This window comes from Vreelandella songnenensis (assembly GCF_003002925.1).
In the GTDB taxonomy this organism is placed as follows: Bacteria; Pseudomonadota; Gammaproteobacteria; order Pseudomonadales; family Halomonadaceae; genus Vreelandella; species Vreelandella songnenensis.
On sequence record NZ_PVTK01000004.1, the window covers coordinates 70,773 to 94,187 of the forward strand.

Here is a 23,415-nt window from a genome sequence, read left to right on the forward strand (position 1 = left end):
AAAGCGAATGACGCGTAAACGCGCGCTAGGCCGTGGCCTGGATGCCCTGATTGGTGCGGGCGCCCGTCGCCGCGACACTCTGGAACTGAGCGGAAGCCCGGTATTGGAAGCCGCCCAGGAAGCGGTGGATACCGCCGTACCCGGTGAGGCCGCGCCTGATCGTCTGGAGCGCCTGCCGCTGGGTCAGCTGGCGCGGGGTAAATACCAGCCGCGCCGCGATATCCAGCCTGAAGCCCTGGAAGAGCTTGCCGATTCCATTCGCGCCCAGGGCGTAATGCAGCCCATCGTGGTGCGCCCGGTAGGCGAAGACCGTTACGAAATCATTGCCGGTGAACGCCGCTGGCGCGCCGCTCAGCTGGCCGAGCTCGACGTCATTCCGGCAGTGATTCGCGAAGTCAGCGACGAAGTGGCCCTGGCGCTTGCCCTGATCGAGAACATCCAGCGCGAGAATCTCAACGCCATTGAAGAGGCGCTGGCGCTCAAGCGCCTGGGCGATGAGTTCGAGCTGACCCAGCAGCAGATTGCCGACGCGGTGGGCAAGTCGCGTACCCAGGTTGCCAACCTGCTGCGCCTGCTGGCGCTGGATGGCGAAGTACAGACGCTTCTGGAGCGCGGTGACCTGGACATGGGCCATGCCCGTGCCCTGCTCTCTCTTGTCAGCGCCCAGCAGCGCCAGGTAGCTCACGAAGTAGTGAACGGCGATCTGACGGTGCGCGCCACCGAAGCGCTGGTCAAGAAGGTCCAAGCTGGCCAGCCCACCGCCAAGACCCCTGCCCGGCCCAGCAAGCCGGTGGACGTCTCACGTCTGGAAACCCAGCTTGGCGAGCTACTGGGTGCGCCGGTCTCGATTGACCACGGCAACAAGGGCAAGGGCAAGGTCACCATCCGCTATACGAGCCTCGATGAGCTGGACGGTATCCTCGCGCATATTAAGTAGCAGGCTTATTAAGATAACGTCAGAAGACGCCCTTTTTTCACCCTTTGGTCGCAAGACTCGGCTCAAACGCGTTAAATACGCGCAACTTCGGTTGAAGGTGTGATAGCGCTTCCCTATAATCGCGCAAGATTTGTGCAGGTTGTTCTTGAGTATCCTTTGAACAGCCGTTGGCTACCAGGGTGCTGGGTAATGAAACAGCGTATTGAAACCCAGCGGCGAAAGGCCCACGTCATTCGACTGACTGCCACGCAGCTGGTCATTGCGCTGATCGGCATGCTGGCAGCCTTGTGGGCTGATGGTCTGCCCGGTGTGGCATCGGTCATTCTGGGCGCTCTGGTGGCGTTACTGCCCCAGGCTTTCTTTATTCAGCGGCTGGGCATCTTGCGCGACGGGCGCCGGGCTTCAAAGGCTGTTAACCTGTTTCGCGCCGAAGCAGGCAAGTTTGGTTTGACGGTGGCACTGTTTACAGCCGTGTTCGTGGCCGTGCCCCCCTCAAACCCCGCTTTCTTCTTTAGTACTTATGTGGCGATCATTCTGGCCCATTGGCTCACGCCATTGATGCCCAAAAAATCGCACAATTGATTGAGGTGACATGGCTATGGCCGCAGGAAACGAAGTCTCGACGACTTATTATATCCAGCACCACTTGCAGAACCTGACCTTCGGAAAGCATCCGATCAACGGCTGGTCGCTTGCGGATTCTGCTGAAGAAGCTCGCGAAATGGGGTTCTGGGCTATTCACCTGGACACCATGGGCTGGTCGATCGCCATGGGCCTGCTGTTTATCTGGCTGTTCCGCAAGGCGGGAAAAATGGCCACCACCGGCGTGCCTGGCGGCTTGCAGAACGCTGTAGAGATGGTCGTCGAGTTTATCGAAAACCTGACGCGCTCGACCTTCCATGGTCGCAACCCGCATATCGCTCCGCTGGCGCTGACGCTATTCGTCTGGATCCTGCTGATGAACAGCCTCAAGATCATTCCGGTCGACTACGGCCCGGTGCTGTTTGCCAAGCTGGGCGTGGATTACATGAAGATCGTGCCTACCACCGACGTCAATGCGACGCTGGGCATGGCGCTGGGCGTGTTCGGCCTGATTCTCTACTACAACATCAAGGTGAAAGGTGCCGGCGGTTTCGCCCGTGAGCTTTCCCTGACACCGTTCAACCACTGGGCGCTGATTCCGTTCAACCTGGTACTGGAAATCGTCTCCCTGCTGGTCAAGCCGTTCAGTCTGGCAATGCGTCTGTTCGGCAACATGTTTGCCGGCGAAGTGATCTTCATCCTGATTGCGATGCTGCCATTCTGGGCCATCTGGGTGCTGGACGTGCCGTGGGCGATCTTCCACATCCTGGTAGTGACGCTGCAGGCCTTTATCTTTACCACGCTCACGATCGTTTATCTGAGCGCGGCGCACGAACATCATTAAGCAAGCGTTATCAACGGTTTCATTAACCCTCAACCCTTAACCAAAACTTAAACTCAGGAGCAACATCATGGAAATGGTTTATCTCTCAGCTGCCATCATCATCGGTATGGGCGCACTGGCTACCGGCATTGGCTTCGCTATTCTGGGCGGCAAACTGCTTGAGTCGACTGCACGTCAGCCGGAACTGGGCGACCAGCTGCAAACCAAGACCTTCATCATGGCAGGTCTGCTGGATGCTGTACCGATGATCGGTGTTGGTATTGCGATGTACCTGATTTTCGTTGTAGCCGGTTAATAACAGCACCACCGGGCGGGAAACCGCTCGGTTTTGTTTGAATCCGGTCGCCACGAACTTGTCAGAGGTACATCCCTGTGAATATCAACATGACGCTTATCGGGCAGACGATCGCCTTCGCGATCTTTGTCTGGTTTTGCATAAAGTACGTGTGGCCTCCGATCAGCAACGCGCTTCACGAGCGTCAGAAGAAAATTGCTGATGGCTTGGATGCAGCCAGCCGTGCTACCCGTGATCTTGAGCTTGCTCAGGAGCGGGCAGAACAAACGCTGCGTGAAAGCAAGGAGCAAGCTTCCCAGATCCTCGAGCAGGCCAACAAGCGCTCTGCCCAGATGATCGAAGAAGCCCGCGAACAGGCCCGCGCTGAAGGCGAACGCCTGATGGCGAGCGCACGTTCCGAGATCGAGCTAGAAGTTAACCGCGCGAAAGAAGAGCTGCGTGCCCAGGTATCTCACCTGGCCATCGTTGGCGCTGAGCGTGTTCTAGAAGCCTCTGTCGACGAGAAAGCGCATCGCGAGCTGCTTGATAAGTTAGCCGCTGAACTGTAAGGAGGTGAATCATGGCGGAATTACATACCGTCGCTCGTCCTTACGCTAAGGCGGCGTTTGAACACGCGCGTGATCATGACGCGCTTGATAGCTGGTCACAGGCGCTTGCGTATCTTGGCGCCGCCGTGGCAGACGATGAAGTGCATCGCCTGCTGGGCAGTCCGAAAATCGAGAACGCAAAGAAAGTCGCCCTGCTCGCCGAGATGTTCCCGGAGCAGCAGAGCGATCAGTTGACTCGCTTTCTGGAAGCCCTGGCCGACCAGGGCCGCTTGACGGCACTGCCTTCAATCGCTGAACAGTTCGAGCGCCTGCGCGCCGATCACGAGCAGCGTGTTGAAGTCATGGTAACGTCAGCCTACGCGCTGACGGCCGAAGAGCAGACCAAGCTAGCAAACGCGCTCAAGAAACGTCTGAATCGCGAAATCTCCATTACTACTCAGGTGGACAAGTCGCTTATCGGCGGTGTCATCCTGCGTGCCGGCGATACCGTCATTGACGGTTCGGTGCGTGGTCGATTGAACCGCCTTTCTGAAGCGCTGACCGTTTGAGTCTGAGGGACATGGCATGCAGCAACTGAATCCTTCCGAGATCAGCGACATCATCAAGCAGCGAATCGAAAAGCTTGACGTCGCATCCGAAGCCCGTAATCAGGGCACCATTGTGAGCGTTTCCGACGGTATCGTGAAAATTCACGGCCTCGAAGACGCCATGTTTGGTGAAATGATTGAATTCCCCAACAGCGTTTTCGGCATGGTACTCAACCTGGAGCGCGACTCCGTAGGTGCCGTTGTCCTGGGCGACTACCTGCTGCTTGAAGAAGGCATGACCGCCAAGTGTACCGGTCGCATTCTTGAAGTACCGGTAGGCCCTGAGCTGATTGGTCGCGTTGTCGATGCGCTCGGTAACCCGATCGACGGCAAGGGCGAGATCAACGCCAAGATGACCGACGCCGTCGAGAAAGTGGCGCCGGGCGTCATCACCCGCCAGTCGGTCGACGAGCCGATCCAGACGGGTCTGAAATCCATCGATGCCATGGTGCCGATCGGCCGTGGTCAGCGTGAGCTGATCATCGGTGACCGCCAGATTGGTAAATCGGCCATCGCCATCGATGCGATCATCAACCAGAAAGGCAAGGGCGTTACCTGTGTCTACGTTGCCATTGGTCAGAAGCAGTCGACCATTGCCAACATAGTGCGCAAGCTCGAAGAGCACGGCGCGATGGAACATACCATCGTCGTGGCGGCCGGCGCTGCCGATCCGGCACCCATGCAGTTCCTCTCCGCGTATTCCGGTTGCACCATGGGTGAGTACTTCCGTGACCGCGGTGAAGACGCGATGATCGTGTATGACGATCTTTCCAAGCAGGCCGTGGCTTATCGTCAGGTATCCCTGCTGCTGCGTCGTCCGCCGGGCCGTGAAGCCTACCCGGGTGACGTGTTCTATCTCCACTCGCGTCTGCTTGAGCGTGCTGCACGCGTCAACGTCGACTACGTCGAGAAATTCACCAATGGTGAAGTGACAGGCAAGACCGGTTCTCTGACCGCGCTGCCGATCATCGAAACCCAGGGTGGCGACGTGTCCGCGTTTGTTCCGACCAACGTGATCTCGATCACCGATGGTCAGATCTTCCTGGAAACCAACCTGTTCAACTCCGGCATTCGTCCGGCGATCAACGCAGGTCTGTCGGTTTCCCGTGTTGGTGGTGCAGCACAGACCAAGATCATCAAGAAGCTTGGCGGCAGCGTACGTCTGGCGCTTGCTCAGTACCGCGAGCTGGCAGCATTCTCGCAGTTTGCCTCCGACCTTGATGAAGCAACGCGCAAGCAGCTCGAGCACGGTCAGCGTGTTACCGAGCTGATGAAGCAGAACCAGTACTCGCCGATGTCTGTGGCAGAAATGGCTCTCTCGCTGTATGCCGCCAATGAAGGCTACCTGGATGACGTGAGCGTCGACAAGGTGCTGGACTTCGAACGTGCTCTGCACGGTTACATGAAGTCCGAGCACGGCGACCTGCTCGACAAGATCAACCAGAGCGGCGACTACAACGACGAGATTAAAGACGGCATGAAGTCGGGTCTCGAGAAGTTCAAGGCGACTCAGAGCTGGTAATGTCTGGCCCGCCTGCGGGCGGGCTTGCCTACTTCCTGAGAGCCACGAACGAAGGGTAGATCGCTATGGCAGCTGCAAAAGAGATACGCACCCAGATCGGGAGCATCAAGAATACGCAGAAGATCACCAGCGCCATGGAAATGGTGGCTGCATCGAAAATGCGTAAAGCACAAGATCTAATGAAGGCCAGCCAGCCTTACGCCAAGCAGATCCGTAACGTGGTAGGCCACCTGGCTAACGCCAATCCCGAGTATACGCACGACTACATGGTCGAGCGTAACGAGGTGAAACGCGTTGGTTATATCGTGGTTTCCACCGACCGTGGCCTGTGTGGCGGGTTGAACGTCAACCTGTTCAAAGCCGTGGTTAAAGATGCCGTGGCCTGGAAACAGGAAGGCGCCGAGCTGGACTTCTGTGCCCTTGGCTCCAAGGCCGGCGCTTTCTTCCGTAACTATGGCGGCAACCTGATTGCGGCCAAGAGTGGCATGGGAGAGAAGCCGACCGTCGAGGGTTTGATCGGAAGTATCAAGGTCATGCTCGAAGCGTACGACGAAGGACGACTCGACCGCCTGTTCGTGGTGTATAACGAATTCGTCAACACCATGACCCAGAGGCCGGTGGTTCGTCAGCTTCTTCCGCTATCGCCCGATATGGGCGTCAGCGAGCACGACGAAGAAAACGCCCGTCCCGGAAGTTGGGACTACCTGTATGAACCGGATGCCAAGGCGTTGCTTGATAGCCTGCTGGTTCGCTTCGTCGAATCACAGGTGTATCAGGCGGTAGTCGAAAACGGGGCCTGCGAACAGGCAGCCCGTATGATCGCCATGAAGAGCGCCACCGATAACGCAGGCAACCTGATTGATGATCTGGAAATGGTCTATAACAAGGCCCGCCAGGCTGCCATCACCCAGGAAATTTCCGAGATCGTCGGCGGCGCTTCAGCCGTATAACGCCAAGGGAGCCTAATGTTTCAAAGGCTCCCGGCAGACAGGTTTCATTTGCAGGTTTTTGAGAGGAACCAAGATGAGCGGACGTATCGTACAAATCATCGGCGCGGTGATTGACGTAGAGTTTCCGCGGGACTCTGTGCCCAAGGTCTACGACGCGCTGAAGGTCTCTGAAAAAGAGACCGTCCTCGAAGTCCAGCAGCAGCTGGGCGACGGCGTGGTACGCGCAATTGCCATGGGCTCCACCGAGGGTCTGAAGCGTGGCATGAACGCGGAAAATACCGGTACTGCCATTTCCGTACCCGTGGGTAAGGAAACGCTGGGCCGTATCATGAACGTACTTGGCGAGCCGATCGACGAAGCAGGTCCGATTGGTGAGCAAGAGCGTATGCCGATTCACCGCAAGGCACCCAGCTACGCCGACCAGGCCGCTTCCAACGAGCTGCTGGAAACCGGTATCAAGGTCATCGACCTGGTCTGCCCGTTTGCCAAGGGCGGCAAGGTGGGTCTCTTCGGCGGCGCCGGTGTAGGTAAAACCGTCAACATGATGGAGCTTATCCGCAACATCGCCACCGAACACAGCGGCTACTCTGTATTTGCCGGTGTGGGTGAGCGTACGCGTGAGGGTAACGACTTCTATCACGAGATGACAGAATCCAACGTTATCGACAAGGTAGCGCTGGTTTACGGTCAGATGAACGAGCCCCCGGGCAACCGTCTGCGCGTGGCGCTGACCGGTCTGACCATCGCGGAAAAATTCCGTGACGAAGGCCGCGACGTTCTGCTGTTCGTCGACAACATCTATCGTTACACCCTGGCCGGTACCGAAGTATCCGCCCTGCTTGGCCGTATGCCATCAGCGGTAGGTTACCAGCCGACGCTGGCCGAAGAGATGGGCGTTCTGCAGGAACGTATCACCTCGACCAAGACGGGCTCCATCACGTCAGTACAGGCGGTATACGTACCTGCCGATGACTTGACCGACCCGTCGCCGGCAACCACCTTCGCGCACCTGGATGCCACCGTCGTACTGGCACGTTCCATTGCCGAACTGGGTATCTACCCGGCCATCGACCCGCTGGACTCCACCTCGCGTCAGCTGGATCCGCTGGTCGTCGGTGAAGAGCACTATGCCACCGCTCGCGGTGTTCAGGGGGTTCTGCAGCGCTACAAGGAACTCAAGGATATCATCGCCATTCTGGGTATGGACGAGCTGTCTGATGAAGACAAGCTGGCCGTTGCCCGCGCGCGTAAGATCCAGCGTTTCCTGTCGCAGCCGTTCTTCGTGGCTGAGGTCTTCACCGGTTCGCCCGGCAAGTATGTTTCTCTGAAAGACACGATTCGTGGCTTCCAGGGCATTCTCGCAGGTGAATACGACGATATGCCGGAACAGGCCTTCTACATGGTTGGCTCCATCGACGAAGCGGTCGAGAAAGCCAACCAGATGAAGAAGTAATCCCGTCCATTAGGGGGATTCGCTATGGCGAATAGCTTCACTTGCAATATCGTCAGCGCGGAAGCATCCATCTTCTCAGGCACCGTTGAGCAGGTAGTGGCTTCCGGGATGATGGGTGATCTCGGCATCTTGCCGGGGCACGCTCCGCTGCTGACCGAGCTTCAGCCGGGTCCGATCCGCGTGATCCACGATGGCGGCAAGGAAGAGAACTTCTTTGTCTCGGGCGGCTTCATGGAAGTCCAGCCCGATGTCGTGACGATTCTGGCCGATGCGGCGTCCCGCGCAAGCGACCTTAACGAGGCCGCTGCCGAAGAAGCACGCCAGCAAGCGCTGCAAGCCTTCAACGAGAAGTCAGCCGAGCTTGACTATACTCGTGCGGCGGCAGAGCTTGCCGAAGCCGTTGCCCAGCTGCGAACGATTCAGCAGCTGCGCAAGAAGGCGGGTAAAGGCTAGAAACGCCTCTGGCGTTCGTAAAACGCTCCTTGAACCCGTGTTAGGGTTTAAGGGGCGTTTTTTTTGTTGGGTACTATGCTGCTACGCAGCGGCGTAGTGCTCGTTGGCAATCCAAGGAGGAGAGCGATGGCATTGAATGAAGAAACCCTGCAGGCGTTGAAAGCCGAACTGCTCGACGAATTGGGAAAAGAGGAGCCAAGCAGGGAGCGGCTATCCGGGCGTCTGGCGGAAATTCGCTCTGCCGATATCGGCGAAGTGCTTGAAGAGCTGATCGAAGAGGATGAAGAGCTGTCTGCGGCGCTTGGCGTACTGGATGTGCTTTCCACCGAGCGCGCTGCCAACGTGCTGGGCTATCTGCCCGGTGAGAGCCAGCTTGAAATAGTGGGCGAACTCTCCGATACCCAGGTACTCAAGCTTTTGGAGGAAATGGGCTCTGATGAGCGGGCCGACCTGTTCAACCTGCTTGACGATGATCGTCGTGAAGCGCTGCTGCGGCGTATGGCGCATCAGGAGCGCGAAGACCTGAAGCGCCTCTCGAGCTATGTAGAGGGCACTGCCGGCGCCATCATGACCTCTGACTATGTGGCCATAGCCAGTGGCATGACGGTGTCGCAGGCGCTGATGCGCGTACGCCAGACGGCACCTGATGCCGAAACGGTCTATCAGCTCTATATTCTGGCAAGCGATGGCCAGCTGATCGGCACCATGTCGCTGCGCCAACTGATGGTGGCGCGGCCGGGCGCGCTGGTCGATGACATCATGATCAAGGATGTGATCAGAACCGTCGTCGATGAAGCCCAGGAAGAAGCGGCGCGGATCGTGGCGCGCTACGATCTGCTGGCGCTACCGGTCATCGATGCCGAAAACCGCATGGTAGGCATCATTACCCACGATGACGCGATGGACGTGGCCGAATCCGAAGCCACTGAAGATATCCACAAGGGGATGTCCATCGGCCAGCTGGAAGACGGTGTCAGCCGAGTGAAGCTTTGGAGCCTTTACCGCAAACGGGTGACCTGGCTGGTACTGCTGGTATTTGCCAATCTGTTTTCCGGCGCAGGGATTGCCTACTTCGAAGATATCATTGCCGCCCAAGTGGCACTGGTCTTCTTCCTGCCGCTACTGATCGGCAGCGGCGGTAACGCCGGTGCCCAGGCCGCCACCTTGATGGTACGCGGGATGGCAACCGGCGATATCGGCGTGAAGGACTGGAGCAAGATGCTTGGCCGTGAACTGCTGGTCGCCGGCTCACTGGGGCTGACCATGGCGATTGCCGTGGCGCCAATCGGCGTGATGCGCGGCGGTGAAGCGGTCGCGGTCGTCGTGGCCCTGAGCATGGTCACCATCGTGCTGTTCGGCAGCCTGATCGGCATGTGTCTGCCCTTCGTGCTCGAGCGCTTCAAGGTCGACCCAGCCACCGCCTCGGCACCGCTGGTGACCACCCTGATCGACGCTACCGGCGTATTGATCTACTTCACCATCGCGACCGCCATTCTTTCCCAGCTATAAACCCAGGCGTTACGGGTACGGCCCTAGCGCCGTACCCAGCCGCGGTCGATCAGTGGCGAGAACACTCGGCGATAGCACCTCACCGCAACGCGCTCATAAAGCGGCATTACCAGCCAGGCACGGCCTAATCCCGTCAGGGCGGCGGCCACCGGCGCCAGCATCAGTGCGCCAACCATGTCCTGGGGAAAGTGAATACCCAGAAAGATCCGGGCCCAGGCCACCGGTAATGCCAGCACCAGCAGGCAGCGGCCGATGCGCCGGGTATGGTCGTGAAGCGTCAGGCTGAAAGCCACGGTCAGCATGATCGTCAGGTGATTGCTGGGAAAGGCAGGCGTGGCGGCATGGGCTTGCAGATACTCGCCCACAGGCACCATGAAAGGCCGCGGCAGGGGCCATAGCGCCCCGATCACCCAACTGGCCATCAGTGCCACCAGCGTTGCCACGAACGCTTCCAGAAGCGCGCGCTTGTGCGGTTCGTCGCCAAGCAGCCAGCCAATGACAAGAAGCACGGGTACCAGAAGGATAATGTCCGAGGCGCACCAGTGGGCGATCATTACCAGCCAGGCAGGAGAATCGGGCGGCGAGTTGAGCAGGTCAAACAGTACCAGGTTGAGCGTGTCCATGTTTTCCAGAGCGTCATGGTCAATGAGAGAGGCAAAGCGCGACGCTATAGGACCGCGTTTATCCTAAAGCGTTCTGGGCTTTCTAACGCATTGAGCTGCTGGCCGCTCGCGTGATGAACATCACTTCCACATGCCCAAGCCACTCTATGTCACCGGCCAGGGCCTTTAGCTGGCTGGCAAGGCACTGAGGAGGCTGATTGACCGCGTCGTCGATGATCAGCGATACCGATACCTTGTCATCCAGATAGTGCAGCTGCAGCTCGTTCAGCGTGCGCCATACCGGGTGGCGGTACCAGCGTTCGTTGAGCGCCGCTTCTACTTCAGGGCGCAGCGGCAGGCCAGGCAGGCGGCTCGGGTCGCCTTCACCGGCGTCATCCTCGGGGTCGACGTGAAAGATGACGTCGGTCAGCAGCGGGAATTCGTGGCGCAGGCGGCGGCTGACTTCATTGCCGATTTCGTGAGCTTCCGAGACGGTGATCTTGGGCCCGACCACCACGTGCAGATCGACCATCACCCAGCCCGCTGACTGGCGGGTGCGCAGATCGTGGACGCTATCCACGCCGGGCACGCTGCAGGCCACATCGTGCATCTGCTGCTGTACGTCCTCGGGCAGAGCGGTGTCGACCAGCTCCCGGGCCGACTCCCATAGAAGATCCCAGCCCACCTTGCCTACCAGCAGGCCGACCACGATGGCCGCCACTGCGTCCAGCCAGCCTACCCCGAATTGGGCGCCGACCAGAGCCACCAGCACCACGGCGGTCGAGAGCGCGTCGCTACGCGAGTGCCAGGCGTTGGCTTCCAGCAGGCGTGACTGAATACGTTTGGCCACCCGCATGGTGTAGCGAAATATCCACTCTTTGCTGATAAGCGCAATAAACGTGATCGCAATCGCCACCACGCCTGGCGCGGTCACCTCGGTGCCGTTGAACAGGCGGGCCAGACTCGACCAGGCGATACCCCCGGCCACGAAGATCAGCACGCTGCCGAGCAGCAGCGTGGTAAGCGTTTCTATACGCCCGTGACCATAGTGGTGGTCGTTGTCCGGCTCCTGGCGGCCATAATGAATCGCGGCCAGCACAAAACCATCGGTCACCAGATCCGAAAGCGAGTGGATGCCGTCGGCGATCAGGGCCGCCGAGCCTACGAAAAAACCGACCGCCACTTTCACGATGCTGAGCACGCCGTCAAGCCAGGCGCCGATGTAGGTCACGCGCTTGGCGGTCTGACTATCTTGCTCACGGTCGGGAACCACTGGCGTTTCAACGGTCTGAGTCATGGAATACCTGACAGGGCACGCGTTCGATAAAACGTTATTGTAGCGCACCGCTTGATGATCCCTTAAGCCCTTTGCGATGAAGTATTCGCTTTCGTATGACGCTATACGACGATGACCCATGGCGGACAAGTGACCGGTGGAGGTGTATCCTTGTGCGCCATTGTCATTCAACAACTTTTTGAATGTATAGGATGACCCATGGAGTGGTTGCAAATCGTGGTGCTTGCGGCAGTGCAAGGGCTCACCGAGTTTTTACCCGTTTCAAGCTCTGCCCACCTGATCCTGGTGCCGGTTTTAACCACCTGGGAAGACCAGGGGCTCGCCTTTGACGTGGCGCTTCACGTGGGAAGTCTGACCGCTGTCATGATCTATTTTCGAAAAGAGATCAAGCAGATAGTATCTGGAAGCCTCGGGGTGTTGAGCGGCGGCGAGATGAACAGGGACGCCCGGTTGGGGCTCTGGATTACGGTTGCCACTCTGCCGGTCTGCGTTATCGGTTTTCTGCTTCAGGACATCATCTCGACCTATATGCGCTCGACGCTGATCATTGGTATCAGCCTGATCGGCTTTGGCCTGTTGCTGGGCTATGCCGACTACTTCAAGCGCGGTACCCAGACCGAGTACCAGATCGGCTGGAAGGAAGTCCTGATTATCGGATTCTCCCAGGCGCTTGCCCTGATACCCGGCACGTCACGTTCGGGCATCAGCATGACCGCCGCATTGATGGTCGGCATGAGTCGTGAAGCCGCCGCCCGGTTCTCCTTTTTACTCTCCATTCCGGTCATCATCCTGGCAGGCGGGCTTGAAGCCATGAAGCTTCTCCGCCAGCCGCAGGCCATCGACTGGCTTTCGCTATTGGCCGGCACGCTGCTGTCTGGTGTCATTGCCTATCTGTGTATTCACTACTTTCTGGTCGTGATCAAAAAAATGGGCATGCAGCCTTTCGTTATCTATCGCGTGCTGTTTGGTGCGTGGCTAATCTGGTTTTTTCACTTCTAGAGCGAACTCATGATCTCATCAACGCCTGGGTCAACGCGGTTAATCAAACAGGCGGCTTTTGCCGCCGCACTTGTGCTCTTGGCCGGCTGTTCGGAAAAGGACCGCCCGCTTGAGTCTCCGGTACGCCTGGAAGGGGGGATCTTTGGCACCTTCTATCAGGTCTCGATCAGCGACCCCTTGACCCAGGAGCAGGCCGATCAACTGGAAAGCGGATTTCTGGCCGAGCTTGAAAGCGTGGATGTTGCCATGTCCACCTATCGCGACGACTCTGAACTCAGCGTGTTCAACCAGGCACCGCTTGATCAGTGGCAGCCGCTCTCCAATGAGCTGATCGAAGTGCTGGCCATCAGCCGCTCGGTGGCGGAAAAGAGCGACGGCACCTTTGACGTCACCGTGGGCGATCTGGTCAATCTGTGGAGCTTTGGCCCCGAGGCGCGTCCCAAGGAGATCCCCTCACAGGCGCTGCTTGAAGAGCGCCTTGGTCAGGTCGGGTTTGATGCAGTGGAAGTGGATACCCAGGCCATGCAGGCGCGGCGCGACCGCGATGTGTATGTGGATCTCTCTGGCGTTGCCAAGGGGCACGCCACCGACCGCGTGGCGGCCTATCTGGACAAGGAAGGCATCGAAGGGTATCTGATCAACCTGGGTGGCGACATGCTGGCGCGCGGCTATCGCGACGATCAGCAGACCCCCTGGCGTGTCGGCATCGAAACCCCGCAGTCGGGCGCCCCTCAGGCGCAGCATATCGTGCCGCTGCACGATATGTCGGTGGCTACTTCGGGCGATTACCGCAACTACTTCGAAGCCGACGGTCAGCGTTTCTCCCACACTATCGACCCGCGTACCGGGCGCCCGGTCACGCACAAGGTGGCCTCGGTATCCGTATTTCACCCCTCCAACGCCTGGGCCGATGCCTGGGCAACGGCACTGCTGGTCGTGGGTGAGGAAGCCGGCATGGCCATGGCAGTAGACCATAATCTGAGTGTTTTAATGTTGCTACGTGATGGCGATCATTGGCAGAGTGTCGTAAGCCCTGCCTTTGTGGACTATTTTGGCGAAGATCTGGTCGATGAACTGGGAATCGAGCAGTGGATAGACCCTAACGCGCGCACGGTACAAGAAGGTAATCAGGATGCATAACGAACTGGATGTCGTGATTCTCGCGGCGGGCAAGGGCACGCGGATGCGTTCGCAGACGCCCAAGGTACTTCATACCCTGGCGGGAAAGCCGATGGTAAGCCACGTGCTGGAAACCGCGGCAGGCCTTCAGCCGGCTCGCACCCACGTGGTGATCGGCCATGGTGCCGAGCAGCTTCGTGAAGCGCTGGCCAATGATGATGTCACCTTTGCCGTACAGGCCGAACAGAAGGGCACGGGCCACGCGGTTGCTCAGGCGGTCGATCAGCTGGGCAGTGGCAAGGTGCTGGTGCTCTACGGCGACGTGCCGCTGATTCAGCGCGAGACGCTAAGCGCGCTCCTGGCCCACGTCGATGAGCAGCACATGGGGCTTCTGACCGTTACTCTGGATGACCCGACGGGCTACGGGCGCATCGTGCGCAATGAAGCCGGCGATGCGGTGGCCATCGTCGAGCAGAAGGATGCCGGTGCTGCCGAGCTTGCGATTACCGAGTGCAATACCGGCATCATGGCGATGACCAGTGCCCAGCTTGCTCGCTGGCTGCCAAGGCTCTCCGCCGACAACGCCCAGGGCGAATACTACCTGACCGATGTCATCGAGATGGCCGCCAATGACGGCATCAAGGTATGCACCGAGCAGCCTGCCAGCGCCGCCGAGGTGGAAGGCGTCAACAATCGCGCCCAGATGGCGCGCCTGGAGCGTGCCTACCAGAGCCAGATGGCCAACCGGCTGATGGAGCAGGGCGTAGCGCTTGCGGACCCGGCACGCCTTGACGTTCGTGGCAGCCTGACCTGCGGGCACGATGTCTTCATCGACGTTGGCTGTATTTTCGAAGGCACGGTAGAGCTTGGCGAAGGTGTGCACGTAGGACCTTACTGTGTGATCAAGAACAGCACGATTGGCGCCGGTAGTCAGGTCGAGAGCCATAGCGTGATCGACAGCGCGGTCGCCGCCGGACGTAACCAGATTGGCCCCTATGCGCGGCTGCGCCCGGGCACGCGCCTGGCGGTCAACGCCAAGGTAGGCAACTTCGTGGAAACCAAGAATGCCGACGTGGGCGAGGGCAGCAAGATCAATCACCTGAGCTATGTGGGCGATGCCCGGCTGGGGCGCGATGTGAACGTGGGCGCCGGCACCATTACCTGCAACTACGACGGCGCCAACAAGCACCACACCGAAATAGGTGATAACGCCTTTATCGGCTCCAACAGCGCCCTGGTGGCGCCGGTCACCGTTGGCGCGGGCGCGACCGTTGGCGCGGGTTCGACGATTGCCAAGGATGTCAGCGAACACGCTCTGGCAGTAACGCGCCCAAGGCAGCTGGAAAAGGCCGACTGGCCGCGGCCCGTCAAGTCCCCCAAATAAGGCATCACTACCCTAACCGCTTTTGAAATCGCTTCGGAGAACCGCTTATGTGTGGCATCGTCGCCGCTGTTGCGCAGCGTAACGTGCAGGAAATACTGTTGGAAGGGCTTAAACGCCTGGAGTATCGCGGTTACGACTCAGCCGGCATGACGGTGTTGAACCATGAGCACGAACTGACCCGCCACCGGGCGCTGGGCAAGGTAGCCGCTCTTGAAGGCGAGCTTGTCAACGCGGCCCTGCCCGGGTTTTCAGGCATTGCCCATACCCGCTGGGCGACTCACGGTAAGCCCTCCGAAGCCAATGCCCACCCTCACCATAGCGGTCAGCAGGTGGCCGTGGTGCACAACGGCATCATCGAGAACTACGAATATATCAAGGAAACCCTGCAGGCCAGCGGCTACGCCTTCAGCTCGGAAACCGATACCGAAGTGATTGCCCATCTGCTGTCCGACAAGCTGCAAAGTGGTTTCAGCCTGTTCGATGCCACCCAGGAGATCGTCAACGGCCTGGGTGGGGCCTACGCGCTGGGCGTGATGAGCAGCCACGAGCCGGGGGTGGTGGTAGGCGCGCGTCAGGGTAGCCCGCTGGTGGTAGGTGTGGGCATCGATGAGGCATTTCTGGCTTCCGACCCGCTGGCGCTCTTGCAGGTGACCGACCGCTTTATCTACCTGGAAGAGGGCGATCTGGTCGAGCTGGGCAAGAAGGGCGCGATTCGTATCGTGGATCGCAGCGGTCAAGCGGTTGACCGGCCGGTACAGATTTTCGAGCATGGCGACGGTGCGGCCAGCAAGGGTGAGTATCGCCACTACATGCTCAAGGAGATATTCGAGCAGCCGCGGGTCATCCAGGCCGCCCTCGAAGGCCGGCTGAGCGGCAGCAGCGTACTGGTCGAGAGCTTCGGCCCGGACGCTCAGGCGCTGTTTCAGAAGACCCGCCAGGTGCATATCATTGCCTGCGGTACCAGCTACCATGCGGCCCTGGTGGCCCGCTACTGGCTGGAGCGCTACGCCGGTGTACCGGTTCAGGTCGAAGTGGCCTCCGAGTACCGTTACCGCCACCCTGTCGTGCCTGAAGGCAGCTTGTTCGTGACGCTTTCCCAGTCCGGGGAAACCGCCGATACGCTGGCCGCGCTGCGCTTTGCCAAGACCCTTGGCTACGTGGGTACGCTTGCGATCTGCAACGTGCCGGGAAGCTCTCTGGTACGCGAATCCGACATGACGCTGATGACCCGCGCCGGCCCGGAAATTGGTGTGGCCTCGACCAAGGCGTTCACCACTCAGCTGGTCGCGCTCATGCTGCTGACGCTATCGGTCAGCAAGGCCAAGCATCAGGAAGAGCATGCGGGGATCGTGGAAGCGCTGCAGACGCTCTCCGGGGTCTGCGAGCAGGTGCTGGCGCTGGATGGACAGATCGAACAGCTTTCCCAGGCGTTTGCCGAAAAGCATCACGCGCTGTTTCTGGGCCGTGGTGCCCACTACCCGATTGCGCTGGAAGGTGCGCTCAAGCTCAAGGAAATCTCCTATATCCACGCCGAGGCCTATCCGGCCGGTGAGCTGAAGCACGGGCCGCTGGCGCTGGTGGATAGCGAGATGCCGGTGATTTCCGTCGCGCCCAACGACGACCTGCTGGAGAAGCTCAAGTCCAACCTGCAGGAAGTGCGCGCCCGAGGCGGCCAGCTGTTTGTGTTCGCCGATGAAAACGTGGGCATCCGCTCTCAGGACAACATTCAGGTCATCGAGCTTCCCCACGTGCACGAAGCGCTGGCGCCGCTCGTTTATACGCTGCCGCTGCAGCTTTTGAGCTATCACGTGGCGGTTCTGAAAGGCACCGATGTCGACCAGCCACGCAATCTGGCCAAAAGCGTAACGGTTGAGTAAAACCCGCGTAAGAAAAGTTAGAACCCCCTCCAAAAAACCGCTTTACACGGTGCGGCATTAAGCCGCACCATATGCGCGGTCGCTGCGTTGCAGCAGTTAGTTAGTGTGCTTATTATCGTAGCGCCCTCTCTCTCAACCTGCCAGGATCACGCTGTCATGAAACCACCAAACGCCCTCGCTACTCGGCTCTCAGCTCGCCGGGTCGCTTGGTTGTTGATTGCTCTTTGCGCTGTTGCCTTTCCCTCCTTCTCCTACGCCGCTGCTGGCCCGCTTGATTTAACGCTCTCGATTGCCGGTATTACCAGTGTCTTCATCTTCGTATTGGCCTACGCCCTGGTCATGTCCGAAGAACTTATCCACATGCGTAAATCAAAACCCGTGCTGGTCGCGGCCGGCCTTATCTGGGCCATTGTGGCGTGGGTTTATGTGCAGGCGGGCATGCCCGAGGAGGCGGAAACCGCGTTTCGTGAAACGCTGCTTGAATATACCGAGCTTCTCTTGTTCCTGCTGGTGGCGATGACCTATATCAACGCCATGGAAGAGCGGCGCACCTTCGATGCGCTGCGCGCCTGGCTTGTACGCAAGGGGTTCAGCTACCGCAGCCTGTTCTGGATTACCGGTGTACTTGCCTTTGGTATTTCGGCCATTGCCAACAACATGACCACGGCCATGTTGATGTGCGCGGTGGTGCTCAAGGTGGCTGAAGGCGACAAGAAGTTCATCGGCCTGTGCTGCGTCAACGTGGTGGTGGCCTCCAACGCCGGCGGCGCGTTCAGCCCGTTTGGGGATATCACCACGCTGATGGTCTGGCAGGGCGGGCAAGTGCCTTTCGAAGGCTTCTTCGCGCTGTTGCTGCCCGCTATCGTCAATTTCATGGTGCCCGCCATCATCATGAACTTCTTCATCATCAACCGGCAGCCGGCAGCGCTGACCGAGAACGTCTGGATGAAGCGCGGTGCACGGCGAATCATCGTGCTGTTTCTGATTACCGTGGCCATTTCAGTACTCTGCCACTCGATTCTGTACCTGCCGCCCGCCATGGGCATGATGTTTGGCCTGGGCCTTCTGCAGTTCTTCGGCTACTACCTGCGCCGCAGCCTGCCACGTTCGCTGGAGCGCAAGCGCGAGCGCTACTCGCGCCGGGGTGACTGGAAGAAGCTCGAGCAGCTGGGTAGCGTGGTGCCCTTCGATATCTTCAGCCGGATCGCGCGCTCGGAGTGGGATACCCTGCTGTTCTTCTACGGGGTGGTGCTGTGCGTTGGCGGCCTGGGCTTCATGGGCTACCTGAGCCTTCTTTCCGAGACGCTCTACGGCGGCTGGAACCCGGTGTGGGCGAACGTGGTGCTGGGGCTTATTTCGGCGGTGGTGGATAACATCCCGGTGATGTTTGCCGTGCTCTCCATGGCGCCGGACATGTCCGAAGGCAACTGGCTGCTGATTACCCTGACCGCCGGCGTGGGCGGCAGCCTGCTCTCCATGGGTTCGGCGGCGGGCGTTGCCCTGATGGGCCAGGCGCGCGGCATCTACACCTTCATGGTGCATCTGCGCTGGGTGCCTGCCATCTTGCTGGGCTATGCCGCCAGCATTGCCACGCACCTGTTCATCAATGCCTCACTGTTTTGATTGATTGTTCTGAGTGGCGTTGACGATGCCCTAAAAGACAGAGCACTAAAAACGCCCCTTGCCGGTAACGGCAAGGGGCGTCTTGTTATCAGCGGCACGTTGGCCAGAAATACAGTGAAAACTCAGGGTTGTCTAAAATATGACCGCAACCCGAGGACTTGCTTACAGGTCGTGACCGGTAATGACCTGGCAGATATCGGCAAAGCTGCGCGCCATGGGCACGACGGTGCTCACTTCCCGGCCCACCGCGTTCTGGATATCGTTGGCGGACACCAGCCCGCGAATGGTCAGCTCGCGCTGCGCGTTGCGCTCGGTAATCAGCAGGTGCTGCTCGGTCACGTCTTCCATGACCAGTACCAGGTCCTCGATGGTCAGCGCCGAGAGCTGCTCGATGGGCATGGCGCTAAGCTTGCTCCAGGACGTCATGACCATTTCTGCGGTGATCTCGTCACGGTCCAGATTGCGCTGCTGCATGGCCAGATTGATGCGCCGGGTACCGATCAATTCTTTAGAAGTAAGAATGCCCAGGCAATGCTCCTGCTTGTCGGTGACGAACAGCAGGCGCACACCGCTATGGCGCATCTTGAGGTGGGCTTCGTCGATTGGCGTATCGGCGGTGACCGACTGGGGCTTCAAGGCACGAAAATCGGTCAGGACGTCGAGCGCGGAGCTGTCCGTGGTCAGACGCTTGGCCTCGGGAGAGGTCAAGCGCGGCGCAGTGCTGAACTGGATCAGGGATTTGGGAGAAAAAGCCACTTGGTTCATCAGGGTACCTCCTGTCATAGATGGTCAACTGCTGACTGCCAATCGACCTGGTACCTTCAGAGTTGCAGCTAATTCTTACCACAACCTTAAGACGCAAGAAACCGTTACAACAATTGTCGTAAAAACTAGTCTGGAGACAACCGCCGTTCAAGGGTTACCTGGACGCGCAGCCCGCCACCTGGGGCGTCATCAAAGGCAAGTGTGCCTCCCTGCTGGGTGACTACCCGCTCGACGATGGATAGCCCAAGCCCTGACCCGGCACCCGGCCCTGCCCGATGAAAGCGCGCGGTTACCGCTTTTCGTGCCGCTTGCGGAATGCCCGGACCCTGGTCGTCGACGGTCAGCGCTATATGTTTGGTGTCTGCCTCGAGATGCACATGAATGCTGCCGTTGGGCGGTGAGTGCTGAATGGCGTTACCCACCAGGTTCTGAATCAGAGTGCTCAACGCGCCGGGTACTTCGTTCAGCGCCCAGGGGCCGGACTCCTCGGCGTCCAGCTGCAGGGTCTGCTGCTGCTGCTGGGCCAACGGCAGCAGCTTGGCGAGCGCATCACGCACTTCAAAAAGTGCATCTACCGCGCGCAGCGGCGGGCGGGCTTCGTCCGGGTCAAGGCGGGCCAGCGTCAACAGCTGGCTGACCAGATGGGTCGCCCGCGCCACGCCCTGGCGCAGATAGACCAGCGACTCCTCGCGGTCCTGAGCGCTACTGGCTGCCAAAGCGTTCTGGGCGTGTAGATCGAGTACGGCAAGTGGGGTGCGCAGTTCGTGGGCGGCGTCGGCGATAAAGCGCTTCTCACGCTCGCGCAGGCGCTGGATGCGCATCAAGAGCCGGTTGAGCGCACCGGAGATGGTCGCAAGCTCGTAGGGCAGCGGCGAGAGCTTGAGCGGCTGAAGGTTGTGCGGGTCGCGGCTACGAATCTGCGCGGCCATGCGCGACAGCGGCGCAAGTCCCCAGCCGATGCTCCACCACAGCAGCGATGCCAGGATGATCAGGCCGATAAACTCCGGCAGCAGGGTACGCAGCGCCACGCGCTTGATCAGATGAAGGCGCACGTCGTCACGCTCGGCCACGATCACCCGGCGCTCGCTTCGGGCAAGCGGCAGCGTATAGGTCTGCCAGGTCTGGGAGGCGTGCTGCTGGCGGGCGTAGCCGGCTCTGGGCGCTTGCCGCGAAGCGACAAGCGGGGCCAGCGGCGCATCCGCCGAGCGTAGCAGCAGCTCGTCGCCTTCCCAGAGTTGAAACACCAGCGCATTGGGGGTGCGCGGCGCGGTCTGCAGGGTGTTCTCGACGCTGCGCAAAAGTGCCTGCTGATAGGCGGGGGGAATGGGTGCCTGCAGCAGTTCGCCCAGCAGGTGGGCGTGCCGGGCCAGGCTTTCGTCGTGCAGCCGCTGGATTTCATGGGTGGTGTAGCGGTAGCTGACCACGCTGATCACCATGATGCTGAACAAGAACAGCAGCAGGGTAAGACCCAGCGTCCGCCGGCGAATGGAGTTCTTCACCGTGCGCGCTCCGGTGGTGTCTTGTCCATCACGTAACCAATTCCGCGCAGCGTGCGGATGACCTCGGGAAACAGCTTACGGCGCAGGTGATGGATATGTACCTCGATGGCGTTGCTCTCCACATCCTCGTCCCAGCCGTAGACCAGGCTGGTCAGCGTATCGCGGGTAAACACTCGGCCCGGGTGGCCCATGAACTCCTGAAGCAGGGTAAATTCGCGCCGCGAAAGAGCAACGGTGTTGCCCTGATAGCTTACGCTCAGGGTCAGCGGGTCCAGGCGAATGCCTCGGCACTCCAGATGGTTGTCCGGCTGCCCCTGGCTGCGCCGCAGCAGGGCCCGCAGGCGAGCCTTCAGCTCTTCGACCTCGAACGGCTTGACCAGATAGTCGTCAGCCCCGGCATCAAGCCCTGCAATCCGGTCGTTGATGCCATCGCGGGCGGTGAGTACCAGGATGGGAATCTGGCTGCCCTGACGGCGCACCGCCTTGATGATCTGCAGGCCGTCCAGGCCCGGCAGGCCGAGATCCAGAATCACCGCATCAAACGGCTCGGACTCCTTGAGGGCCTGCAGGGCGCTGTTGCCATTATCCAGATGGTCGACCGTATAGTGCTCCGGCTTGAGCGCCAGGCGAATGCCCGAAGACAAGCTGGCGTCATCTTCAACCAGCAGTATGCGCATGGTGTCGGTTACTCCTGTAACGGGCCCGGTAAGAAGTAACAAAAGGTAGCATCGTTAGGGGGAGTCAGTCAGGATTAACGTCAACGAAAGCAACGCAATGGCGGTGTCATTCATGGCTGAACTGCCCACCTGCGGCGCCTCGGTGCGCCTGTGCCCTTCAACGCTTCGCCGTGAAGCGCTGCTGCATCTGGCCGCCGTGCACGAGCCTGCCCTGCAATCAGCGCTGCACGGCGCCCTTCAACAGGCAAGCCAGGCCGCCTGGGACGCGCTCTGGATCGCTGAACATCAAGGGCGCATTACCAGTGCACTCTGGGTGCAGCCGCTTGATCATGCCACAGCGCAGCTATGGCTTCCCTTGAAGCAGAGCCCGGCAAGCCTGGCGCTGCTTCAGACGGCGCGCACTTTTGTGGCAGAAAACTGCATGACGCTTTGCCACGTGATACTGCCGCCCAGCCACTACGCCTGGGAGCCTGTACTGCTCGAGCTTGGCATGACTCGCCTGGCGGCGCTTCGCCATATGGCCGTCAAGCTGGGCGGCCGGGTAGAGGCCTGTCAGCCTGCGGCGTCGATTCAGCTGGAGCCCTTCGAAGCGCTGGCGGCATCTACACAACACGCGCTGCTTGATGTGATCAGCCAAGGCTCGCTGGACAGCCCCGGCCTGTATGAGGCGCTGGGTGCAGAAGCGCTGCTGGCCGGTTTTTATCAACGGGCATCCGCGGCGCCGCGCCACTGGTATAGCGTCAATGTAGGCCGCGAGCGGGTAGGCGCGCTGTTGCTCGCGCCGGGGGCGGAGTGGGAGCTTTTATTGATGGGGGTGGTACCCGACTGGCGGGGCAAGGGGGTTGGCCGGGCGGTGTTAAGCGCCGCGTTACGCCTGGCCTGCGAAGCGGGCGCGCCTGAGTTGCTGCTCACCGTCGATGCCGACAATACGCCTGCCCGCCACCTTTACGAGCAGGCAGGATTCAGCGGCTACAAAGAGCAGCGCCTGCTGGCGTGGCAAAGCCCAGGCGGCGAGCAGCGCTGCTCCCGCAAGTGGTGTTAGCCAATCTTTCCAATTATCTTCTATACTGGAGCCGCACTACTCAGGAATGCTTCTTTTAATCATGGAGGAAAAGAAATGAAAATTTTGCTGTGGGTTATCATCTTTATTTTTGCCGTTGGCCTTCTGACCCTTACCGGCATCTTCAAGCTGATTTTCTAATCGGCTCTCGCCAGACCGCGCTTTCAGTTACTTCTACTTCCTCGACGATAGGCGTTTTTCACCTATCGACCGCTTGGTTGTCCTGCGTCAAAAAAACCTGTCCTGCTGCCCGCTGAAAAGCGGGTACTATCGCTTGATAAGCAGCGGTTTATTCTTGGCGCGGTCATGCAAGGGGGCTAGGTGAATTTTAAACGTGTACTGGGCGGTATGGTGGCGCTGGGGCTTTTTACGCCTATGGCGCTGGCGGGCGATGCCGCCGAGCTTGAGGCGCTTAGCGAGCGTCTCGCGCCGGTAGGCAAGCTCTGCCTTGAAGGGCAGGAGTGCGAGCGCCACGTGGCCCAGCAGGCGACTTTAGAGGCGCCGGGTAATGCAGAGGCTGGCCAGGTAGAAGAAGCGGCCGAGTCGGAAGGCGAGGTACTTTACGCCAAGGCCAGCTGCGGCGCCTGCCACGCGGCGGGTATCGCCGGCGCACCGGCCACCGGTGATCGCAATGCCTGGACGGCGCGGCTTGCCAAAGGGGACGCCACGCTCTACGCCAGTGCCATCAACGGGCTAGGCGCCATGCCGCCCAAGGGCGGCCGCTTCAACTTCAGCGATGACGAGATCAAGGCGATCGTGGACTACATGATCAGCGAAGTCGAATAACCTATCCACAGGTGCGGCGCTCAAACCGCCTGTGGATAATTTATCAG

The 23,415-nt window shown here is 59.7% G+C and carries 23 protein-coding genes; 18 read left to right on the forward strand and 5 right to left on the reverse strand.

Translation table 11 applies throughout. The annotated features are described in order from the left end of the window. Window positions 1-7: 7 nt before the first annotated feature. The 11 genes from B0H98_RS08345 (at window position 8) to mgtE (ending at window position 9,680) form a co-directional block, all read left to right on the forward strand. Entirely contained in the window at window positions 8-937 is a 930-nt protein-coding gene (locus B0H98_RS08345; protein ID WP_106374609.1) for a ParB/RepB/Spo0J family partition protein, read from the forward strand. Between the two features lie 189 nt (window positions 938-1,126). Beyond that, a complete protein-coding gene (locus B0H98_RS08350) occupies window positions 1,127-1,519 on the forward strand; it encodes an ATP synthase subunit I (protein WP_106374610.1) in 393 nt (130 codons plus the stop codon). A 16-nt stretch (window positions 1,520-1,535) separates the two neighbouring features. After that, entirely contained in the window at window positions 1,536-2,363 is an 828-nt protein-coding gene (gene atpB / locus B0H98_RS08355; protein ID WP_106374814.1) for a F0F1 ATP synthase subunit A, read from the forward strand. Between the two features lie 67 nt (window positions 2,364-2,430). Further along, window positions 2,431-2,658 (forward strand): F0F1 ATP synthase subunit C, encoded by a 228-nt coding sequence (atpE, locus tag B0H98_RS08360; RefSeq protein WP_106374611.1) that lies wholly within the window; start codon window positions 2,431-2,433, stop codon window positions 2,656-2,658. Between the two features lie 77 nt (window positions 2,659-2,735). Further along, window positions 2,736-3,206, forward strand: a complete 471-nt coding sequence (locus B0H98_RS08365) for a F0F1 ATP synthase subunit B (protein WP_106374612.1) — start codon at window positions 2,736-2,738, stop codon at window positions 3,204-3,206. 11 nt (window positions 3,207-3,217) lie between these two features. Next, the gene (locus B0H98_RS08370; protein ID WP_106374613.1) at window positions 3,218-3,754 is read left to right on the forward strand and encodes a F0F1 ATP synthase subunit delta; all 537 of its coding nucleotides are present in this window, start codon (window positions 3,218-3,220) and stop codon (window positions 3,752-3,754) included. A 16-nt stretch (window positions 3,755-3,770) separates the two neighbouring features. Further along, a complete protein-coding gene (gene atpA, locus B0H98_RS08375; protein ID WP_106374614.1) occupies window positions 3,771-5,315 on the forward strand; it encodes a F0F1 ATP synthase subunit alpha in 1,545 nt (514 codons plus the stop codon). Between the two features lie 65 nt (window positions 5,316-5,380). Further along, complete coding sequence (atpG, locus tag B0H98_RS08380) at window positions 5,381-6,265, forward strand: F0F1 ATP synthase subunit gamma (protein WP_106374615.1); 885 nt, start codon at window positions 5,381-5,383, stop codon at window positions 6,263-6,265. A gap of 73 nt (window positions 6,266-6,338) precedes the next feature. Then, complete coding sequence (gene atpD, locus B0H98_RS08385; protein ID WP_106374616.1) at window positions 6,339-7,718, forward strand: F0F1 ATP synthase subunit beta; 1,380 nt, start codon at window positions 6,339-6,341, stop codon at window positions 7,716-7,718. Between the two features lie 24 nt (window positions 7,719-7,742). Further along, window positions 7,743-8,171, forward strand: coding sequence for a F0F1 ATP synthase subunit epsilon (locus tag B0H98_RS08390; protein ID WP_106374617.1), 429 nt, complete (start codon window positions 7,743-7,745; stop codon window positions 8,169-8,171). Between the two features lie 126 nt (window positions 8,172-8,297). Then, window positions 8,298-9,680, forward strand: a complete 1,383-nt coding sequence (mgtE, locus tag B0H98_RS08395; RefSeq protein WP_106374618.1) for a magnesium transporter — start codon at window positions 8,298-8,300, stop codon at window positions 9,678-9,680. Window positions 9,681-9,703: 23 nt separating this feature from the next. On the opposite strand, the gene B0H98_RS08400 is transcribed toward mgtE, so the two are convergent. Together B0H98_RS08400 and B0H98_RS08405 are read right to left on the reverse strand one after the other, a co-directional pair. Continuing rightward, window positions 9,704-10,303: a phosphatase PAP2 family protein gene (locus tag B0H98_RS08400; RefSeq protein ID WP_106374619.1), complete on the reverse strand. Its 600-nt coding sequence runs from the start codon at window positions 10,301-10,303 to the stop codon at window positions 9,704-9,706. 82 nt (window positions 10,304-10,385) lie between these two features. Continuing rightward, a complete protein-coding gene (locus B0H98_RS08405; RefSeq protein WP_106374620.1) occupies window positions 10,386-11,579 on the reverse strand; it encodes a cation diffusion facilitator family transporter in 1,194 nt (397 codons plus the stop codon). A gap of 198 nt (window positions 11,580-11,777) precedes the next feature. Between B0H98_RS08405 and B0H98_RS08410 the strand changes: the two genes are divergently transcribed. The 5 genes from B0H98_RS08410 to nhaD all read left to right on the forward strand — a co-directional run bounded on the left by B0H98_RS08410 (window position 11,778) and on the right by nhaD (window position 18,581). Then, the gene (locus tag B0H98_RS08410; protein WP_106374621.1) at window positions 11,778-12,578 is read left to right on the forward strand and encodes an undecaprenyl-diphosphate phosphatase; all 801 of its coding nucleotides are present in this window, start codon (window positions 11,778-11,780) and stop codon (window positions 12,576-12,578) included. A 9-nt stretch (window positions 12,579-12,587) separates the two neighbouring features. Then, a complete protein-coding gene (locus B0H98_RS08415) occupies window positions 12,588-13,718 on the forward strand; it encodes an FAD:protein FMN transferase (protein ID WP_106374622.1) in 1,131 nt (376 codons plus the stop codon). Further along, a complete protein-coding gene (gene glmU / locus B0H98_RS08420; RefSeq protein ID WP_106374623.1) occupies window positions 13,711-15,081 on the forward strand; it encodes a bifunctional UDP-N-acetylglucosamine diphosphorylase/glucosamine-1-phosphate N-acetyltransferase GlmU in 1,371 nt (456 codons plus the stop codon). Before B0H98_RS08415 ends, glmU begins: the two co-directional genes overlap by 8 nt. Window positions 15,082-15,128: 47 nt before the next feature. Then, on the forward strand, window positions 15,129-16,958 hold the full coding sequence (gene glmS, locus B0H98_RS08425) for a glutamine--fructose-6-phosphate transaminase (isomerizing) (protein WP_106374624.1): 1,830 nt from the start codon (window positions 15,129-15,131) through the stop codon (window positions 16,956-16,958). A gap of 156 nt (window positions 16,959-17,114) precedes the next feature. After that, window positions 17,115-18,581 (forward strand): sodium:proton antiporter NhaD, encoded by a 1,467-nt coding sequence (nhaD, locus tag B0H98_RS08430; protein WP_106374625.1) that lies wholly within the window; start codon window positions 17,115-17,117, stop codon window positions 18,579-18,581. Window positions 18,582-18,743: 162 nt separating this feature from the next. On the opposite strand, the gene B0H98_RS08435 is transcribed toward nhaD, so the two are convergent. From B0H98_RS08435 to B0H98_RS08445, 3 genes are all read right to left on the reverse strand, one after another. After that, the gene (locus B0H98_RS08435) at window positions 18,744-19,346 is read right to left on the reverse strand and encodes a CBS domain-containing protein (RefSeq protein ID WP_106374626.1); all 603 of its coding nucleotides are present in this window, start codon (window positions 19,344-19,346) and stop codon (window positions 18,744-18,746) included. Between the two features lie 125 nt (window positions 19,347-19,471). Next, window positions 19,472-20,845: an ATP-binding protein gene (locus B0H98_RS08440; protein WP_340162378.1), complete on the reverse strand. Its 1,374-nt coding sequence runs from the start codon at window positions 20,843-20,845 to the stop codon at window positions 19,472-19,474. Next, window positions 20,842-21,522: a response regulator transcription factor gene (locus tag B0H98_RS08445; protein WP_106374627.1), complete on the reverse strand. Its 681-nt coding sequence runs from the start codon at window positions 21,520-21,522 to the stop codon at window positions 20,842-20,844. Before B0H98_RS08445 ends, B0H98_RS08440 begins: the two co-directional genes overlap by 4 nt. Before the next feature lie 112 nt (window positions 21,523-21,634). Between B0H98_RS08445 and B0H98_RS08450 the strand changes: the two genes are divergently transcribed. Both B0H98_RS08450 and B0H98_RS08455 read left to right on the forward strand, forming a co-directional pair. Further along, window positions 21,635-22,564: a GNAT family N-acetyltransferase gene (locus B0H98_RS08450; protein WP_167392659.1), complete on the forward strand. Its 930-nt coding sequence runs from the start codon at window positions 21,635-21,637 to the stop codon at window positions 22,562-22,564. A gap of 339 nt (window positions 22,565-22,903) precedes the next feature. Continuing rightward, window positions 22,904-23,368, forward strand: coding sequence for a c-type cytochrome (locus B0H98_RS08455; RefSeq protein ID WP_106374629.1), 465 nt, complete (start codon window positions 22,904-22,906; stop codon window positions 23,366-23,368). The last annotated feature ends 47 nt before the right edge of the window (window positions 23,369-23,415 follow it).

What these genes read in the sequence shown, in the direction of transcription:
- B0H98_RS08345 (WP_106374609.1), top strand. Translation starts at nt 8, where the DNA reads ATGACGCGTAAACGCGCGCTAGGCCGTGGCCTGGATGCCCTGATTGGT.
- B0H98_RS08350 (WP_106374610.1), top strand. Translation starts at nt 1,127, where the DNA reads ATGAAACAGCGTATTGAAACCCAGCGGCGAAAGGCCCACGTCATTCGA.
- atpB (WP_106374814.1), top strand. Translation starts at nt 1,536, where the DNA reads ATGGCCGCAGGAAACGAAGTCTCGACGACTTATTATATCCAGCACCAC.
- atpE (WP_106374611.1), top strand. Translation starts at nt 2,431, where the DNA reads ATGGAAATGGTTTATCTCTCAGCTGCCATCATCATCGGTATGGGCGCA.
- B0H98_RS08370 (WP_106374613.1), top strand. Translation starts at nt 3,218, where the DNA reads ATGGCGGAATTACATACCGTCGCTCGTCCTTACGCTAAGGCGGCGTTT.
- atpA (WP_106374614.1), top strand. Translation starts at nt 3,771, where the DNA reads ATGCAGCAACTGAATCCTTCCGAGATCAGCGACATCATCAAGCAGCGA.
- atpG (WP_106374615.1), top strand. Translation starts at nt 5,381, where the DNA reads ATGGCAGCTGCAAAAGAGATACGCACCCAGATCGGGAGCATCAAGAAT.
- atpD (WP_106374616.1), top strand. Translation starts at nt 6,339, where the DNA reads ATGAGCGGACGTATCGTACAAATCATCGGCGCGGTGATTGACGTAGAG.
- B0H98_RS08390 (WP_106374617.1), top strand. Translation starts at nt 7,743, where the DNA reads ATGGCGAATAGCTTCACTTGCAATATCGTCAGCGCGGAAGCATCCATC.
- mgtE (WP_106374618.1), top strand. Translation starts at nt 8,298, where the DNA reads ATGGCATTGAATGAAGAAACCCTGCAGGCGTTGAAAGCCGAACTGCTC.
- B0H98_RS08400 (WP_106374619.1), bottom strand. Translation starts at nt 10,303, where the DNA reads ATGGACACGCTCAACCTGGTACTGTTTGACCTGCTCAACTCGCCGCCC.
- B0H98_RS08405 (WP_106374620.1), bottom strand. Translation starts at nt 11,579, where the DNA reads ATGACTCAGACCGTTGAAACGCCAGTGGTTCCCGACCGTGAGCAAGAT.
- B0H98_RS08410 (WP_106374621.1), top strand. Translation starts at nt 11,778, where the DNA reads ATGGAGTGGTTGCAAATCGTGGTGCTTGCGGCAGTGCAAGGGCTCACC.
- B0H98_RS08415 (WP_106374622.1), top strand. Translation starts at nt 12,588, where the DNA reads ATGATCTCATCAACGCCTGGGTCAACGCGGTTAATCAAACAGGCGGCT.
- glmU (WP_106374623.1), top strand. Translation starts at nt 13,711, where the DNA reads ATGCATAACGAACTGGATGTCGTGATTCTCGCGGCGGGCAAGGGCACG.
- glmS (WP_106374624.1), top strand. Translation starts at nt 15,129, where the DNA reads ATGTGTGGCATCGTCGCCGCTGTTGCGCAGCGTAACGTGCAGGAAATA.
- nhaD (WP_106374625.1), top strand. Translation starts at nt 17,115, where the DNA reads ATGAAACCACCAAACGCCCTCGCTACTCGGCTCTCAGCTCGCCGGGTC.
- B0H98_RS08435 (WP_106374626.1), bottom strand. Translation starts at nt 19,346, where the DNA reads ATGAACCAAGTGGCTTTTTCTCCCAAATCCCTGATCCAGTTCAGCACT.
- B0H98_RS08445 (WP_106374627.1), bottom strand. Translation starts at nt 21,522, where the DNA reads ATGCGCATACTGCTGGTTGAAGATGACGCCAGCTTGTCTTCGGGCATT.
- B0H98_RS08450 (WP_167392659.1), top strand. Translation starts at nt 21,635, where the DNA reads ATGGCTGAACTGCCCACCTGCGGCGCCTCGGTGCGCCTGTGCCCTTCA.